Origin of the sequence: Cellulomonas humilata, from assembly GCF_013359775.1 — a bacterium.
In the GTDB taxonomy this organism is placed as follows: Bacteria; Actinomycetota; Actinomycetes; order Actinomycetales; family Cellulomonadaceae; genus Cellulomonas; species Cellulomonas humilata.
Genome location: NZ_JABMCI010000065.1, coordinates 184,661 through 200,441, shown reverse-complemented (window position 1 = coordinate 200,441; position 15,781 = coordinate 184,661). Strand labels below are relative to the sequence as shown.

At 70.4% G+C, this 15,781-nt stretch carries 18 protein-coding genes; 9 read left to right on the top strand and 9 right to left on the bottom strand.

The genetic code is table 11. The features are described from left to right. Together HP550_RS12000 and erpA are read left to right on the top strand one after the other, a co-directional pair. Positions 1-452, top strand: a 452-nt coding sequence (locus HP550_RS12000; RefSeq protein ID WP_175347917.1) for a glycerate kinase, incomplete at its 5' end; no start/stop codon positions are given. Between the two features lie 112 nt (positions 453-564). Next, complete coding sequence (gene erpA, locus HP550_RS11995) at positions 565-927, top strand: iron-sulfur cluster insertion protein ErpA (RefSeq protein WP_175347916.1); 363 nt, start codon at positions 565-567, stop codon at positions 925-927. 48 nt (positions 928-975) lie between these two features. On the opposite strand, the gene HP550_RS11990 is transcribed toward erpA, so the two are convergent. Both HP550_RS11990 and HP550_RS11985 read right to left on the bottom strand, forming a co-directional pair. Next, positions 976-1,197 (bottom strand): sulfurtransferase TusA family protein, encoded by a 222-nt coding sequence (locus tag HP550_RS11990; protein ID WP_307491792.1) that lies wholly within the window; start codon positions 1,195-1,197, stop codon positions 976-978. Next, the gene (locus HP550_RS11985; protein WP_425484446.1) at positions 1,194-2,387 is read right to left on the bottom strand and encodes a cysteine desulfurase family protein; all 1,194 of its coding nucleotides are present in this window, start codon (positions 2,385-2,387) and stop codon (positions 1,194-1,196) included. Before HP550_RS11985 ends, HP550_RS11990 begins: the two co-directional genes overlap by 4 nt. A gap of 248 nt (positions 2,388-2,635) precedes the next feature. On the opposite strand from HP550_RS11985, the gene ctaC reads away from it, so the two are divergent. The 5 genes from ctaC (at position 2,636) to HP550_RS22355 (ending at position 6,566) form a co-directional block, all read left to right on the top strand. Continuing rightward, positions 2,636-3,517, top strand: a complete 882-nt coding sequence (gene ctaC / locus HP550_RS11980) for an aa3-type cytochrome oxidase subunit II (protein ID WP_175347913.1) — start codon at positions 2,636-2,638, stop codon at positions 3,515-3,517. Further along, the gene (gene ctaD / locus HP550_RS11975) at positions 3,517-5,325 is read left to right on the top strand and encodes an aa3-type cytochrome oxidase subunit I (RefSeq protein WP_175347912.1); all 1,809 of its coding nucleotides are present in this window, start codon (positions 3,517-3,519) and stop codon (positions 5,323-5,325) included. The genes ctaC and ctaD overlap by 1 nt, the downstream gene beginning before the upstream one ends. Next, positions 5,322-5,720 (top strand): cytochrome c oxidase subunit 4, encoded by a 399-nt coding sequence (locus HP550_RS11970; RefSeq protein WP_175347911.1) that lies wholly within the window; start codon positions 5,322-5,324, stop codon positions 5,718-5,720. Before ctaD ends, HP550_RS11970 begins: the two co-directional genes overlap by 4 nt. 103 nt (positions 5,721-5,823) lie before the next feature. Next, positions 5,824-6,177 carry an META domain-containing protein gene (locus HP550_RS11965; RefSeq protein WP_343048146.1) on the top strand — a complete coding sequence of 118 codons (354 nt, stop codon included), beginning with the start codon at positions 5,824-5,826 and terminating at the stop codon, positions 6,175-6,177. After that, on the top strand, positions 6,174-6,566 hold the full coding sequence (locus HP550_RS22355) for an META domain-containing protein (RefSeq protein WP_175347909.1): 393 nt from the start codon (positions 6,174-6,176) through the stop codon (positions 6,564-6,566). The genes HP550_RS11965 and HP550_RS22355 overlap by 4 nt, the downstream gene beginning before the upstream one ends. A 58-nt stretch (positions 6,567-6,624) precedes the next feature. Here HP550_RS22355 and HP550_RS11955 read toward each other — a convergent pair whose 3' ends face one another. From HP550_RS11955 to ctaE, 5 genes are all read right to left on the bottom strand, one after another. Then, positions 6,625-7,251 (bottom strand): superoxide dismutase, encoded by a 627-nt coding sequence (locus HP550_RS11955; protein WP_175347908.1) that lies wholly within the window; start codon positions 7,249-7,251, stop codon positions 6,625-6,627. A 122-nt stretch (positions 7,252-7,373) separates the two neighbouring features. After that, positions 7,374-9,110 (bottom strand): cytochrome bc1 complex cytochrome b subunit, encoded by a 1,737-nt coding sequence (gene qcrB, locus HP550_RS11950; protein WP_175347907.1) that lies wholly within the window; start codon positions 9,108-9,110, stop codon positions 7,374-7,376. Then, positions 9,107-10,144: a cytochrome bc1 complex Rieske iron-sulfur subunit gene (gene qcrA, locus HP550_RS11945; protein ID WP_175347906.1), complete on the bottom strand. Its 1,038-nt coding sequence runs from the start codon at positions 10,142-10,144 to the stop codon at positions 9,107-9,109. Before qcrA ends, qcrB begins: the two co-directional genes overlap by 4 nt. Next, positions 10,141-10,926 (bottom strand): cytochrome bc1 complex diheme cytochrome c subunit, encoded by a 786-nt coding sequence (gene qcrC, locus HP550_RS11940; RefSeq protein ID WP_175347905.1) that lies wholly within the window; start codon positions 10,924-10,926, stop codon positions 10,141-10,143. The genes qcrA and qcrC overlap by 4 nt, the downstream gene beginning before the upstream one ends. 67 nt (positions 10,927-10,993) lie before the next feature. Then, positions 10,994-11,641 carry an aa3-type cytochrome oxidase subunit III gene (gene ctaE / locus HP550_RS11935; protein WP_175347904.1) on the bottom strand — a complete coding sequence of 216 codons (648 nt, stop codon included), beginning with the start codon at positions 11,639-11,641 and terminating at the stop codon, positions 10,994-10,996. A 289-nt stretch (positions 11,642-11,930) separates the two neighbouring features. On the opposite strand from ctaE, the gene HP550_RS11930 reads away from it, so the two are divergent. After that, positions 11,931-12,356, top strand: coding sequence for a response regulator transcription factor (locus HP550_RS11930; RefSeq protein WP_175347903.1), 426 nt, complete (start codon positions 11,931-11,933; stop codon positions 12,354-12,356). Then, positions 12,353-13,420, top strand: coding sequence for an anthranilate phosphoribosyltransferase (gene trpD, locus HP550_RS11925; protein WP_175347902.1), 1,068 nt, complete (start codon positions 12,353-12,355; stop codon positions 13,418-13,420). Before HP550_RS11930 ends, trpD begins: the two co-directional genes overlap by 4 nt. Before the next feature lie 130 nt (positions 13,421-13,550). On the opposite strand, the gene HP550_RS11920 is transcribed toward trpD, so the two are convergent. Together HP550_RS11920 and HP550_RS11915 are read right to left on the bottom strand one after the other, a co-directional pair. Next, positions 13,551-13,832, bottom strand: a complete 282-nt coding sequence (locus HP550_RS11920) for an Lrp/AsnC family transcriptional regulator (RefSeq protein WP_175347901.1) — start codon at positions 13,830-13,832, stop codon at positions 13,551-13,553. 8 nt (positions 13,833-13,840) lie between these two features. After that, positions 13,841-15,754, bottom strand: coding sequence for a DEDD exonuclease domain-containing protein (locus HP550_RS11915; RefSeq protein WP_175347900.1), 1,914 nt, complete (start codon positions 15,752-15,754; stop codon positions 13,841-13,843). Positions 15,755-15,781: the final 27 nt, after the last annotated feature.

The following is a 15,781-nucleotide window of genomic DNA, read 5'->3' as shown; positions in this document are numbered from 1 at the left end:
GCCCCGACCTGCTCGCCGGCGCGCGCGCCACGTCGCCCACCTCGCGCCTGACCGCGGCGCCGGGCGCGGGCGCGGCCGGCGGGCTCGGGTTCGGGCTGACGCTGCTCGGCGCGCGGCTGGTGCCCGGGTCCGTCTTCGTCGCCGATGCCGTGGGTCTGGACGCGCTCATCGCGGACCACGACGTCGTCGTCACCGGTGAGGGACGTTTCGACTGGCAGTCGCTGCACGGGAAGGTCGTGTCCGAGGTGGCGTCGCGTGCGCTGCCCCACGCCGTCCCGACCGTCGTCGTCGCCGGGGAGGTGCTGGTGGGCCGCCGCGAGCTGTCCGCCGCGGGGATCACCGCTGCCTACGCGGTGGGTGAGACCCCCGATCAGGTCGCCGCCTCGATGGCCGCGCCCGCGGCGACCCTGGCGGCCCGTGCCGCGCGTGTGGCGAGAACCTGGTCACGTTGAGCAGGATGTGGCCCTCGGGGTCGTACCCTGGACGGGAACAACCTCGAGGCCGGCTCTGTTGCCAGAGGTTGACGCAACAGAAGTGCTGTCCAGCGAGCACCCAGGAGAGACCATGAGCGAGACCACCGCGACCGAGACCGCGACCGAGACGCACGGCGTCCTCCTCACCGACTTCGCCGCCTCGAAGGTCCGCAGCCTCCTCGAGCAGGAAGGCCGCGACGACCTCCGTCTCCGTGTCGCCGTCCAGCCCGGTGGCTGCTCCGGCCTGATCTACCAGCTGTACTTCGACGAGCGCGTCCTCGACGGCGACGTCGTCAAGGACTACGACGGTGTCGAGGTCGTCGTCGACCGGATGAGCGTCCCGTACCTCGACGGCGCGACGATCGACTTCGCCGACTCGATCGAGAAGCAGGGCTTCACCATCGACAACCCGAACGCCGGCAGCGCCTGCGCGTGCGGCGGCTCGTTCAGCTGATCTGAGCGACGACGAAGGCCCGGTACCCCATCAGGTACCGGGCCTTCGTCATGCGTGCGTCCGCACGGTGAGCGCGTGCACGCCGTCCTGCTCGGTCGCGCCGACCATCTCGTGCCCGCGCATCCGCGCCCACGCGGGGACATCGTGCACCGCGGCGGGGTCGGTGGCGAGCACGGTCAGCTCGGTGCCCGGCGGTGCGTCGGCCGCCGCGCGGGCGAGCCGGATCACGGGCGCCGGGCAGCGCAGGCCGCGGGCGTCGACGGTGGTCACAGGCCGCCGACCCCCCACGCCTCCCGCACGCCGGCGACGATCCCCGGCAGCTCGGCGAGGAAGCGCTCGACGTCCTGCTCCTGCGTGCCACGGGGGAGCGCCAGCCGGACGTTGCCGTGCGTCAGGGCGCCCATGGCCGCCAGCACGTGGCTGGGCTCGAGGGCGCTCGACGTGCACGCGGAGCCCGACCCCACCGCGAACCCGCGGGCGTCGAGCGCGGCCAGCAGCGACTCGCCCTCGACGTACAGGCACGAGAACGTCACGACGTGGGGGAGGCGGTCCACCGGGTGCCCGACCACCTCGACGTCGGGGACGTCGGCCGCCACGCGCGACCGGACCAGGTCCACGAGCCGGCGCCGTGCCGCATCGTCGACCGACCGGGTCGATCCGGCCGCCTGGAGCGCGACCGCGGCCGCCAGGGCGGTGGGGACGCTCACGCCGCCGGGGAACCAGCGGTCCTCGTCCTCGGGCCAGTCGGGCGAGCGCCGCACCCCGGAGCGGGTCACCAGCACGCCCAGCCCGCCCGGGCCGCCCCAGTCGCCCGCGTCGGCGGCCAGCACGTCCCAGGAGCCGCCGACGTCGACGTGGCCCAGGCTGGCGCCGGCATCCACCAGGAGGGGGACTCCCGCGGCACGGGCTGCGACGTGCGCGTCGTCGACCGGCTGGAGCGTGCCGACCTCTCCGTTGGCGTGCTGGAGCGCGGCGAGCGCGACGCCCGGACGTCGGACCGCGTCGGCGTACTCCCGCGGGTCCACCCTGCCGTCCCGGTCCACCCCGACCGTCACCCGGTCACCGGCGAAGTCCGCAGCGTTCAGCACGGCCGCACGCTCGACCGCGCCGACGACCACCTGCGTCCCGGTCCTGCGGCGGCCGCGGACCACGGAACGCACCGTCGCATGCAGCGCTGCCGTGTGCGACGGGGCGAGGTCGACCTCCTCGGTCCTGGCGCCGACCGCGGCGGCGATCGCCTCGCGCGCCCCGTCCAGCAGCATGCGTGCGCGTCGGCCCTCGGCGTGCAGCCGCCGAGGATCCGCCCAGCCCTGGTCGAGGGCCTCCAGGAACGCGGTGCGGGCCTGCGGCAGCAGCGGCGCCCGGCCACCGGCGTCGAGGACGACCCGGCGGGCAGTGGCGTGCGTCACAGGACCGGGTCCGGCGGAGGCCTCGGGCTCGAGGTCGGGCTGGCTGCTCACCCGGGCACCGTAACCCTGTACGCCCGCCATCAGGCGCGGGACGACGGGCCTGCGGGTCGCTGCCGCCCGGCGCGCACTGTGACGGTCCTGCGGTGTGATGGTGCTGACACCGTGTCGTCAACGGGTGTCGTCAGCACGAAACGAACTGGTCGGCGCGCTAGGCTGCACGGGTCGAGGACGAAGGTCCCGGGTGGTGCCCTTCTGCAGTGCACGAGGGTGTCGACGGGACGCGAGTGAGAGGTCCCCCGTTGCACCCGGACACCCCCCGTCGCACGCGGCGACCAGCCCTGTTGCTGGCCGGCCTGCTTGGCGTCGCCGCAGTCGTCCTCAGCGGATGTTCCGCCGAGGTGCAGCGCGGCTGGCTGCCCGGCAGCTCCGACGCCGAGATCACCGACCAGACAGGTCGCATCACCAGCCTGTGGGTCGGGTCGTGGATCGCCGCCCTGATCGTCGGCATCATCACCTGGGGTCTGATCCTCTGGTGCGTCGCGGTCTACCGGAAGCGCAAGGGCGACGACACGCTCCCCGTGCAGCTGCGGTACCACGTGCCGCTCGAGGTCATGTACGTGATCCTGCCGATCATCATGGTGGGGGTGCTCTTCTACTACACCAACCGGGACACCACCGCGATCGTCGACACCTCGGCCAAGGCCGACGTGCACGTCCAGATCATCGGCAAGCAGTGGAGCTGGGACTTCAACTACCTCGACGACGACGCGTACGACACCGGTCAGCACGCGCAGGACGTCGGCTCCGCCGGCACGGGCGTGCTCGAGGACCAGGTCACCCTGTACCTCCCGGTCGACGAGAAGGTCGAGTTCACGCTCGACTCGCGCGACGTCATCCACTCGTTCTGGATCCCCGCGTTCCTGTTCAAGATGGACATGATCCCGGGCAAGACGAACACGTTCCAGGTCACCCCCACCGAAGAGGGCACCTACCTGGGCAAGTGCGCCGAGCTCTGCGGCGAGTACCACTCGTCGATGCTGTTCAACGTGAAGGTCGTGACGCGCGAGGAGTACGACGCGCACATCGAGGAGCTCAAGGCCAAGGGTCAGGAAGGCTCGCTCGGGCTCGAGTACAGCCGTCAGCAGGACCTGGACAGCGCTCCGAAGGAAGGCGAGAACTGATGGCCGCCGTCGCGGAGCACATCCCCGGTCTGGCGCCCTCGCGTCAGACCCTCGGGCGCACGGTGATCAAGTGGGTCACCTCGACCGACCACAAGACCATCGGGTACCTGTACCTGATCACGTCGTTCATCTGGTTCGGCATCGGCGGCATCCTGGCGCTGCTCATCCGCGCCGAGCTGTTCGCGCCCGGCATGGACATCTTCCAGTCGCGCGAGCAGTACAACCAGGCGTTCACTATGCACGGCACGATCATGCTGCTGCTGTTCGCGACGCCGCTGTTCGCGGGCTTCGCCAACGTGATCATGCCGCTCCAGATCGGTGCGCCGGACGTCGCGTTCCCGCGGCTGAACATGCTCGCGTACTGGATGTTCTTCTTCGGCGGGACGATCGCCGGCGCCGGGTTCTTCACGCCGCAGGGGGCCGCCTCGTTCGGCTGGTTCGCGTACGCGCCGCTGTCGAACACCGTGTACTCACCGGGACTGGGCGGTGACCTCTGGGTCTTCGGCCTCGCGCTCGCCGGGTTCGGCACCATCCTCGGCGCCGTCAACTTCATCACCACGATCGTGACCATGCGCGCGCCCGGCATGACCATGTTCCGGATGCCGATCTTCACCTGGAACACCCTGGTGACGTCGCTCCTGGTGCTCATGGCGTTCCCGCCGCTGGCCGCCGCGCTCTTCGCCCTCGGTGCCGACCGCCGCCTCGGTGCGCAGGTGTTCAACCCCGAGAACGGGGGAGCCATCCTGTGGCAGCACCTGTTCTGGTTCTTCGGGCACCCCGAGGTCTACATCATCGCGCTGCCGTTCTTCGGCATCGTCACCGAGATCCTGCCGGTGTTCAGCCGCAAGCCGATCTTCGGCTACAAGGGCCTCGTGTACGCGACGATCGCGATCGCCGCCCTGTCCGTGACGGTGTGGGCCCACCACATGTACGTCACCGGCTCGGTGCTCCTGCCGTTCTTCGCCTTCATGACCATGCTCATCGCGGTGCCGACCGGCGTGAAGTTCTTCAACTGGATCGGCACGATGTGGCGCGGCAAGCTCACGTTCGAGACGCCGATGCTCTGGACCATCGGCTTCCTCGTCACGTTCCTCTTCGGCGGGCTGACCGGCATCATCCTGAGCAGCCCGGCGCTCGACTTCTCCCTGTCGGACTCCTACTTCGTCGTCGCGCACTTCCACTACGTGGTGTTCGGCACCGTGGTGTTCGCCATGTTCGCGGGCTTCTACTTCTGGTGGCCCAAGATGACGGGGCGGATGCTCGACGAGACCCTGGGCAAGGTCCACTTCTGGATGCTGTTCATCGGCTTCCACACCACCTTCCTCATCCAGCACTGGCTCGGCGTCAAGGGGATGCCGCGTCGGTACGCGGACTACTCGCCCGACGACGGCTTCACGTGGATGAACCAGCTGTCGACGATCGGGGCCGTCATCCTGGCCGCCTCGACGCTGCCGTTCCTGTGGAACGTGTACACGACGTGGCGCAACGCTCCGCTGGTCACGGTCGACGACCCGTGGGGCTACGGCGCCTCGCTCGAGTGGGCCACCAGCTGCCCGCCGCCGCGGCACAACTTCACCTCGCTGCCGCGCATCCGCTCCGAGCGCCCGGCGTTCGACCTGCACCACCCCGAGGTCGCCGCCATGGACCACGTCGAGCCCAACCCAGGCCCGCTGGACTGGGAGGCGGACCGGCGCGGCGAGAGCGAGGTCGCCACGGACCGCGTGGTGAACGACAAGGGTGAGCCGGAGCAGTCGACCGCGACCATCGTCGACGACAGGCCGCGCACCGACGAGGAGGGAACCCGATGAAGTTCGAGACCAAGCTCTTCCTCTACGGAGTCCTGTTCTTCGTTCCCGTCGGCCTGATCTACGCCGCCTGGAGCAAGGGCGAGCCGGTCGGCACCGTGGGCATCCCGCTGGTCGGTGGGCTGGTCGGCATGATCGGCGCGTACTTCGCGTTGCTGTCCCGCCGGATCGACGACCGTCCCGAGGACGACCCGCTCGGCGAGATCGAGCAGGGCGCCGGCGACCAGGGCGTGTTCAGCCCGTGGAGCTGGTGGCCGCTCGTGCTCGGCGTCTCGGCGGCGATCACGTTCGCCGGTCTGGCCGTGGGCTGGTGGCTCTCGTACATCGGCATCGCGCTCGGAGTCATCGGCCTCGTCGGCTGGGTGTTCGAGTTCTCGCGCGGACAGCACGCCCACTGACCTGCGTTCGGAAAATGCCCTCACCGTCGGTGGGGGCATTTCCTGCGTCTGCTGCGCTAGCGTCGGCGGTATGAGGCATTCGCGAACGTCTGCGGGTCTGTCTGTGGTTGTCCTGGCCCTGCTGGCCGGATGCGCGAGCAGCGCCGGCTCCGGGAGCGGGCTCTCCGCCGAGGACGTCACGGGGGAGTGGGTCGAGGCCGGCTCGGAGCCCCGCGTCTATCTCGAGCTCGCCGACGACGGCGCCCTGAGCGGCAGCGACGGCTGCAACCAGCTCACGGGCGCGTGGGAGATCGACGGGTCCGAGGTCGACTTCGGCGACCTGGGGTCGACGATGATGGCCTGCGAGGACGTCGACACCTGGCTCTCCGGGGCGGGGTCGGCGACCGTCTCCGGTGACGAGCTCACGGTCCTCGACGCCGACGGCACCGAGATCGGGACGCTGGAGAGGTCCACGTGATCGGATCTCGGTCGCGGGCGCTGCGCTCGCTCGTGCTGGTGACGCTCCTGGGTGCCGCGCTGACGGGATGTGCGGACGCCTCCGGTGCAGATGCCTCGGTCGAGGACCTCGGCGGGCTGTGGGGCACGCAGGACACCGAGGGGATCGCCTCGGTGGACCTCGCGACGGACGGCACGGCGACCGGGACCGACGGGTGCAACCGGATGACCGGGACGTGGGAGCAGAACGGGAACCAGGTGGCGTTCGGCGAGTGGGCGACGACCCGGATGGCCTGCCCGAGCGTCGACACCTGGCTGTCCCTGGCGGTGAAGGCCACGCACGAGGGCGAGAACCTCGTCTTCTTCGACGAGAACGGCGTCGAGCTCGGCACGCTCCAGCCGAACTCCTGAGCGCGGCTGAGGGCCGCCTCCAGGAACGGAGGCGGCCCTCAGCCGATGCAGCAGGACCTCAGACGGCGATGATGAGCCCCGCGGTCTGGGTGCGCGCACGATCGAACCGAGCGGCCGCGTCAGCCCAGTTCACGATGTTCCACCACGCCTTGACGTAGTCCGCCTTGACGTTCACGTAGTCGAGGTAGAACGCGTGCTCCCACATGTCGAGGACGACCACGGGGACCAGGCCGAGGGCGATGTTGCTCTGCTGGTCGTACAGCTGCACGATCACGAGCTTCTGGCCGATCGAGTCCCACGCGAGGATCGACCAGCCGGACCCCTGGATGCCCAGGGCGTTGGCGGCGAAGTGCTTCTGGAACGCCTCGAACGAGCCGAAGAACTCGTCGACCGCGGCGCCGAGCTCCCCGGTCGGCTTGTCGCCGCCGTCGGGGGAGAGGTTCTGCCAGAACACGGAGTGGTTGACGTGACCGCCCAGGTTGAACGCGAGGTTCTTCTCGTGCAGGTTCACGGCGGCGAAGTCGTCGGCCGCACGAGCGGCGGCGAGCTTCTCGAGCGCGGTGTTGGCGCCGGTCACGTACGCGGCGTGGTGCTTGTCATGGTGCAGCTCCATGATCCGGCCCGAGATGTGCGGCTCGAGGGCCGCGTAGTCGTAGGGCAGATCCGGAAGCGAGTAGTCAGCCATGCGTGAGTACACCTCTCCTGCGTCGGTCTGGGACCGCGTACCGCGGTCCGCTCTGTACAGAGGAACGGGCGGCCCGCCGTGACGGCGGGTCGCCCGACTCCACGGTCAACTCTTGCCCAGGATCAGCGATTCCGCCCGTCGGGCGTCGTCTCATCCTGCGGATCCACCAGGTGCTGCCGGCCACCCACCGCGCCGGCCAGAGCGGCCGGGGCGTGCTCGTCGGCCGCGCCCACGGCGTCGTGCTCGCCGTGCGAGTGCGAGGCTGCCAGCTCTGCGGGCGTGACGGGCTCGATGCGGTCCTCGTAGAACGTCTGCGAGAGGCGCTGGCGCATCCGGTCGAGCGCGTAGCCCTTGCGCCGCACGCCGCGGGAGTCCTCCGCAGGCTCGATCTCCAGCGGGCGGATGGCGTCGTGCTGCACGCGCAACCAGCGCTCGTGCGCGTCCAGAGGCTTGTGCACCTCGATGTACTCACCGTTGGCGAACCGCACGATGCGACCCGTCTCGTGCCCGTGCAGGACCAGCTCGCGGTCCTTGCGCTGGAGGCCGAGGCAGATGCGCTTGGTCACCCAGAACGCGAACCACGGGCCGACGAAGATCAGCACGCGGAACACCCACGTGATGTCGTTGATCGACAGGTGGAAGTGCGTCGCGATCAGGTCGTTGGACCCGGCCAGCACGAGGATGAAGAACGCCGTCAGCAGGGAGACACCGAAGGCCGTGCGGAACGGGCGGTTGCGGGGGCGGTCGAGCACGTGGTGCTCGCGCTTGTCACCGGTCGCGAACGCCTCGATGAACGGGTACGCGGCCAGCAGCGTGAACAGGATGCCGGGCACCACCATCGCCGGGATGAGCACGTTGAGCGACACCGTGAAGCCGAGGACCACGAACTCCGTGAACCCGGGCATGAGGCGCAGCGATCCCTCGAGGAACAGCATGTACCAGTCGGGCTGGGCTCCCGCGGACACCGGTGAGGGGTCGTAGGGGCCGTAGTTCCAGACCGGGTTGATCGACATCGTCGCCGCCATGAGCACGATGACGCCGAACACCGTGAAGAAGTAGCCGCCGGCCTTCGCCACGTAGATGGGGAAGAGCGGGTAGCCCACGACGTTCTTGTCCGACCGGCCGGACCCCGGGTACTGCGTGTGCTTGTGCAGCACGACGAAGAACAGGTGCAGCCCGATGAGCGCCAGGATGATGCCGGGCACCAGCAGGATGTGCACCGTGAACAGGCGCGGGATCAGGTCGGTGCCGGGGAACTCGCCGCCGAAGAGGAAGTACGACGTGTAGCTGCCGATGATCGGGATGGACCGCACGACGCCGTCGGTGATGCGCAGGCCGTTGCCCGACAGGACGTCGTCCGGGAGCGAGTAGCCCGAGAAGCCGGCGGCCAGACCCAGGATCATCAGCAGGAAGCCGACCACCCAGTTGACCTCGCGCGGCTTGCGGAACGCGCCCGTGAAGAAGACACGCATCATGTGGGTGACGATCGCGGCCATGAAGATCAGGGCTGCCCAGTGGTGGATCTGCCGCATCAGCAGGCCACCGCGCACCTCGAACGAGAGCCGCAGCGTCGAGGCGAACGCCTCGGACATCTGGACGCCCTGCATCGCCTCCCACGGTCCGTCGTAGTGGACCTCGTTCATGCTCGGCACGAAGAAGAGGGTGAGGAAGACGCCGGAGATCAGGATCGTGATGAAGCTGAACAGGGCGATCTCACCGAGCAGGAACGACCAGTGGTCAGGGAAGATCTTGCGCGCGAACGTCTTGACGAAGGTCCCGATGCCGGTGCGCTGGTCGAGGTAGTCCGCCGTACCCGCGGCGAGCTTCTCGACGGGGGTGGGGGTCGCTGTCGTCGTCACTTCAGACGCTCCCAGTAGCTCGGGCCGACGGGCTCGTTGAAGTCGCTCTGCGCGATCAGGTAGCCCTCGTCGTCGATGGTGATCGGCAGCTGCGGCAGAGGCCGCTTCGCCGGTCCGAACACGACCCGCGCGCCGTTGGCCACGTCGAACGTCGACTGGTGGCACGGGCACAGGAGGTGGTGGGTCTGCTGCTCGTACAGCGCGACCGGACAACCCACGTGGGTGCAGATCTTGGAGTAGGCGACGATCCCGTCATAGGACCATCCCTTGCGGTCCTCGGCCTCGTTGAGGTCGGCCGGGTCGAGCCGGACCAGGAGGACGACGGCCTTGGCCTTCTCGTCCAGCGGGTGCTCCGCCTCCTCGAGGCCCTCGGGGATGACGTGGAACACCGACCCGATGGTCACGTCGGCGGCCTTGATCGGCCGGCCCGTCGGGTCCGTCGCGAGCTTGGTGCCCTTCTTCCACATCGTGTGCCGGAACTTCGAGACGTTCCAGTCACCACCGACGTTGCCGACGATCGGTACGACGATCGCCAGCGGGAAGAGCGCGAGCGCGGAGATCATGGCGCCCTGGAGCACGCCGCGACGACCGATGGCCGAGTCCTCCGCGCCGTCCTTGAGAGCGGCGACCGCGCCGGCGCGGTTCTCGTCGGAGCTGCGCTGGACGTGCCGCTCCTCGGACTTCTCGTGGTCGTTCATCAGCGCCTTGGCCCAGTGGACGGCGGCGAGGCCGATGCCCAGCAGGGACAGGGCGAGACCGAGCCCGAGGGCCAGGTTGGAGCGCAGCATCGACTCCGGCGTCTCGCCCGGGGGGAGCGTGAAGTAGGCGACGAGGAAGCCGAGCGTGGCGAGCACGGAGACGGCGAACAGGACGACGACCTGGCGCTCGGCCTTCTTGTTCGCCTTCGGGTCGTTGTCACCCAGGCGGTCGTGGTGCTCCGGGTGGCCCGGGTCCGCGAACTTGTCGGGCAGCGCGCCCGGCGCCTGCGTGGCGAGCTCGTTGCCGGCCTCGTGGCCCGTGTCGTGGTTGGTCACGAGGACTTCGCTCCGATCCAGACTGCTGCGCCGATGAGCAGACCCATGCCGACGACCCAGGCCCACAGGCCCTCGCTCACCGGACCCAGGGCGCCGAGGTCGAGCCCGCCGGGCGAGGTGCCGCCCTGCTGGTCGATGAACGCGATGATGTCGCGCTTCTCCTCGGGCGTGATGTTCGCGTCGTTGAACACGGGCATCGACTGCGGGCCGGTCAGCATGGCCTCGTACAAATGGGTGGGCGTGGTCGACCAGAGGTTGGGGGCGAACTTGCCCTGCGAGAGCGCGCCGCCCGCACCCACCGCGTTGTGGCACATCGCGCAGTTGGTGCGGAAGATCAGCATGCCGTTGGCGACGTTGCCGAGGGCCGGGTCCACCTGCTCCGCCGTGGGGATCGCGGGACCGGCGCCGAGCGACGCGACGAACGCCGCGAGCTGGTTGATCTGGTCCTGGTCGAACTGCACGGGCTTGACCTGGGCCTGCGGGCCGTTCATCTGCATGGGCATGCGACCCGTGCCCACCTGGAAGTCGACGGCCGCCGCGCCCACACCGATGAGGGACGGACCGCTCGCCGTGCCGGACGCCGCCGGACCGTGGCAGGTGGCGCAGTTGGCCTGGAACAGCTTCTCGCCGGTGTCGATGTCGTTGGTGCTCGCCTTCACGGGCACCGCATCGGCCGACGTCGGTGCCAGCACCGCGTACAGGCCGCCGGTGAGCAGCAGCGCCAGCAGGAGCAGCACGATCGGCGCTCGCCGATCCTGCCTGCGGGCTGCGAGTGCCTTCACGGATCGATCCTCGTCTCGCACGATGGGATGGGGGTCTTGGGATGCCGGGACGGGGCCCGGCGCCCCGCTACTTCAGGAGGTAGATCACCGCGAAGAGCGCGATCCACACGACGTCGACGAAGTGCCAGTAGTACGACGTCACGATCGCGGAGGTGGCCTCGTGGTGGCCGAACCGCTTGGCGCTGAACGAGCGGCCCAGCAGGAACAGGAAGGCGAGCAGGCCGCCGACGACGTGCAGACCGTGGAAGCCGGTCGTCAGGTAGAAGACCGAGCCGTAGGGGCTCGACGCGATGGTCAGGCCCTCGTGCACGAGCTCGGCGTACTCGAAGATCTGGCCGCCGATGAAGAAGGCGCCCATGAGGTAGGTCAGGGACATCCACTCGTTCATGCCCCAGCGGTTCACCTGGAGCAGGGAACCGGTGCGGACGGGCTGGAACCGCTCGGCGGCCCACACACCCATCTGGCACGTCACCGACGACAGGACCAGCACCGTGGTGTTGATCGCGGCGAAGGTGATGTTGAGCTTCGGGGTGTTCTCCGCCCAGGCCTCCGGCGCTGCGCCACGCAGCGTGAAGTACATGGCGAAGAGGCCGGCGAAGAACATGAGCTCGCTGGCCAGCCAGACGATCGTCCCTACCGACACGGGGTTCGGTCGGTTGACGCTCACGTGGGGGCTGGTGCGCGGGGCAGCCGTTGCGGTCGACACGATCGTCATTATGGCTGATGACGCCCCCGCATGGGACGTTAGGCCCTCAGCGTGGCCACAGGTAAATGTCACACCGTCAGGATCCGAGCCGTCGCGTGAGAGGGCGTGGCCGGAGATCACGCGGATCTGGCACGGGTCGGCGGGCCTGTGCCGACGTGGGGACGCGTCTCGGCGCGCGGCGCGTCGCGACCCCCGTGCTATGCGTCCGGGGACGCCGTGGCGGGCCTGACCACCAGCGCCGGACCACCCGTGCCAGAATTCCGGACGGACGCACGTCGACGACGAGTGAGGGACTTCCATGAGCACGGCGCAGCCCGACAACGCAGCCACCACCGGCCCGCGAATCCTTCTGTACAGCGACGACGTCGACGCTCGGGCACAGGTCCGGCTCGCGGTCGGTCGTCGCCTCCGGCGCGGTGCGCCCGACATCGAGTGGGTCGAGGTGGCCACCGCCGCCGCCGTCATCGCGCAGACGGAGTCGGGCGGGCTGGACCTTCTCATCCTGGACGGCGAGGCGGACAAGGTGGGCGGCCTCGGTCTCGCGCGCCAGCTCAAGGACGAGATCTTCCGGTGCCCGCCGACGCTCGTGCTCACCGGGCGCCCCCAGGACGCCTGGCTCGCGTCCTGGTCGAACGCCGACGCCGTCGTCAGCCGGCCGCTCGACCCGGTCGAGCTGCACGGTGCGGTCGCGGCGATCGTCGAGGCGCGGGCCGTCACCCGATGACGCAGGTGTCAGCCGCTCCGGCAGCGCCCACGTGGCCCGACCTGTTCGCGACGCTCACGGCCCGGCGGGACCTCACGATCGAGCAGACGTCGTGGGCGATGTCCGAGATCATGAGCGGTGCGGCCTCGACGCCGAAGGTTGCCGCCTTCCTCATCGGCCTCAAGACGAAGGGCGAGTCGGTCGACGAGCTCACCGCCCTCGCGGACACGATGCTCGCGCACGCCGTCCGGATCGAGGTCCCCGGACGCACGCTGGACATCGTCGGCACCGGCGGCGACCGCTCGCACACCGTGAACATCTCGACCATGTCGGCCCTCGTCATCGCCGGCGCCGGGATCACCGTCGTCAAGCACGGCAATCGGGCGGCGTCGTCGTCGTCCGGGTCCGCCGACGTGCTCGAGGAGCTCGGTATCCGACTGGACCACCCGCCGGCACGCGTCGCCGAGCTCGCCTCCGAGGTGGGCATCACCTTCTGCTTCGCCCAGGTGTTCCACCCCTCGTTCCGCCACACCGCAGCCGCGCGCACCGAGCTCGGCGTCGGCACGGCGTTCAACTTCCTCGGCCCGCTCACCAACCCCGCCCAGCCGGGCTCCGCGGCGATCGGCGTGGCCGACGCGCGGATGGCGCCGCTCATGGCGGGCGTCCTCGCCCAGCGGGGGATCAGCGCCCTGGTGTTCCGGGGCGAGGACGGCCTCGACGAGATCGCGCCGACCGGTCCCACGCGGCTGTGGGAGGTGCGCGACGGTGACGTGACCGAGTCCGTCATCGACTGGGAAGCCGAGCTCGGTGTGCCGCGCATCGCGCTCGACTCCCTGCGGGGTGCGAAGGCCGACTACAACGCCGACGTCGCCCGGCGGCTGCTCGGCGGGGAGACCGGCGCGGTGCGCGAGACCGTCGTGCTGAACGCGGCCGCGGCGCTCGTGGCCGACGGCACGCTGCCCGGGACCGCGGACGGGACGCTCGTGGAGCGCCTGGTTGCGGCGAGCGCGCACGCGCGGCAGTCGCTGGACAGCGGGGCTGCGGCGGACGTGCTGGCCCGCTGGCGCGCGGCGAGCGCACGCTGAGTCAGGTCCTCGAACCCGCCGGCTAGTACATGCGCTCCAGGTCAGTCGCTCTGCTAATGGTCGGACTGACGTTGCGCTTCGCTTCGGCCGAGTGACGCTTCGCGCCCCTCAACCTGCGCTGCGCTCCAGGTCAGTCCTCGAGCCCGAGGGCGAAAGCCTGCTCCAGGTCGTGCTGCGAGTACGTGCGGAAGGCGATGTAGGTCTGCGTGCGGATGACGCCCTCGATCTTGCTCACCTTGTCCGCGATGACGTCGGCGAGGTCGTCGTGCTCGCGGACCCGCACCATGGCGATCAGGTCGACCTCTCCGGTCACGGAGTAGACCTCGCTCACGCCGGGCAGGTCGGCGATCGCGGCGGCGACCTCCGGGATCCTCGCGGCGTCCGAGTCGATGAGCACGATGGCGGTCAGCATGGTCGCCATCATGCCGTGCGAGGCGGGCGGATGCTGAACGGGATGACCCGGGCGTCGTCGAGCTCCAGCGTCACGGGACGCGCCTCGGCGATGTCCAGCTCGCGTTCCGTGCCCGCCCCCGGCAACCGCACCACCGGAGCACCGTCGTCGGGGGCGAGGCGGGGCCGGACCAGCGCGGCGACGGCGGTCGCCGGGTCGCCGAGCCCCTCGGCCGAGCGCACCGGGCACGCCCACGGGACGTCGACCGCGACGAGGCGCACCCCGGGCTTGCCCAACCACGCGAGGATCAGGTCGGTCTCCTCGGGGTGCGCGGCGGTGGCCGGGGCGACGCCCGGCTCGACCTGCTCGCCGGTGGACTGGAGGGTCGCGATCGCCGGCCGCGGATCGGTGCGTCGATCGACCCGAGCGGTCCCGGCGAGGCGCCCGAAGCGGACGAGGACCAGCTCCCACCCGCCGTCGTCGGAACGCCGGGCGGCAACGAGCTCCGCGCACGTGGCGAGCGGCGCGAACCGCTGCGCCCGCGACGCCCCCCGCAGGAAGCCGCCGAGCCGGTCCCGGACGGTGGCAGCCTCCTCGAACCGCTCCTGCGCGACCAGCCACGCGATCCGGTCGGCGTGCGCCTCGACCACCGGTGCGGCGTCCGCGACCATCGCGTGCCGGACGCGGTCGACGACCTCGGCGTAGGCGCCGGGCCCCTGGTGGCCCGTGCAGGGGGCCCCGCACTTGCCCATCTCGACGAGCACGCACGCCGAGGCGCCCGGCGCGGCCACGAGAGGGAGCTTGCGGGTGCACTGCCGGATGGGGAACGTCTCGTGCAGGGCCTCGACGGCCAGCTGGGCCGTAGCCGCCGAGGAGAACGGCCCGATGTACGTGGCGCCGTCGCCGGCCTTGACCTCGCGGACCACGGACAGCCGTGGGTACGGCTCGGACGTCAGCCGGACCCAGGGCATGCGCTCGGGGAACCGGGACCGTCGGTTGTAGCGGGGGGAGTGGGCGGCGATGAGTCTCAGCTCGCGGACGCGTGCTTCCAGCGGCGTCGCGCACGGGATCGGGTCGACGCGCTGGGCGACGCGGACCATCTCGATCATCCGGCCGCGCTTCTCCGCGGACGTGAAGTAGGACCGGACGCGCTGGCGCAGCGAGGTGGTGGACGTGCCGACGTAGAGGACCTCGTCGCCGGGGCCCCGGAACAGGTACACGCCCGGCCCGTCGGGCAGCCCGTCCGCGAGGGTGCGCTTGCGGCGCACGTCCTCCGGCACGGGGTCCGTGGCGGTGGCGAGGTCCTCGAGGTGGGTGATGCCCAGGGGCGCGAGGCGGGAGAGCAGCGCGTGCAGCACGTCCACCGTGGCGCGGGCGTCGGAGAGCGCGCGGTGGTTGGGCGTGACGGTCGCGTGGAACAGGTTGGCGAGGGTGGACAGCTTGTGGTTGGGAGCCTCGTCGCGGGTGACGACCCGGCGCGCGAGCCGGACCGTGTCCACCACCTTGTTTCCCGGCCAGGCATGACCGGTGCGCGCGGCGGCTGCCTTCAGGAAGCCGACGTCGAACGGTGCGTTGTGCGCCACGAGCACGGTGCCGCGCGAGAACTCGAGGAAGCTGGGCAGCACCTCCTCGATGGGTGGCGCACCGATGAGCATCGTCGTGGTGATGCCGGTGAGCACCTGGATGAAGGCGGGCACCGGGCCACCCGGGTCCACGAGCGTCTGGAACTCGCCCAGCACCTCGCCGCCGCGCACCTTGACCGCGCCGATCTCGGTGATGGCGCACTCCGCGGGGGTGCCGCCCGTGGTCTCCAGGTCCACGACGACGAACGTGACCTCCGCCAGCGGGGTGCCCAGCTCGTCGAGGCTCAGTTGCACCGGCCGCCCGGCAGGGTCCGGGGTGGCGTCCGCCCAGACGGGGCGCAGGCGGCGGACGGAGGACATGGCTCGGACGGTACCCACGGCCACCGA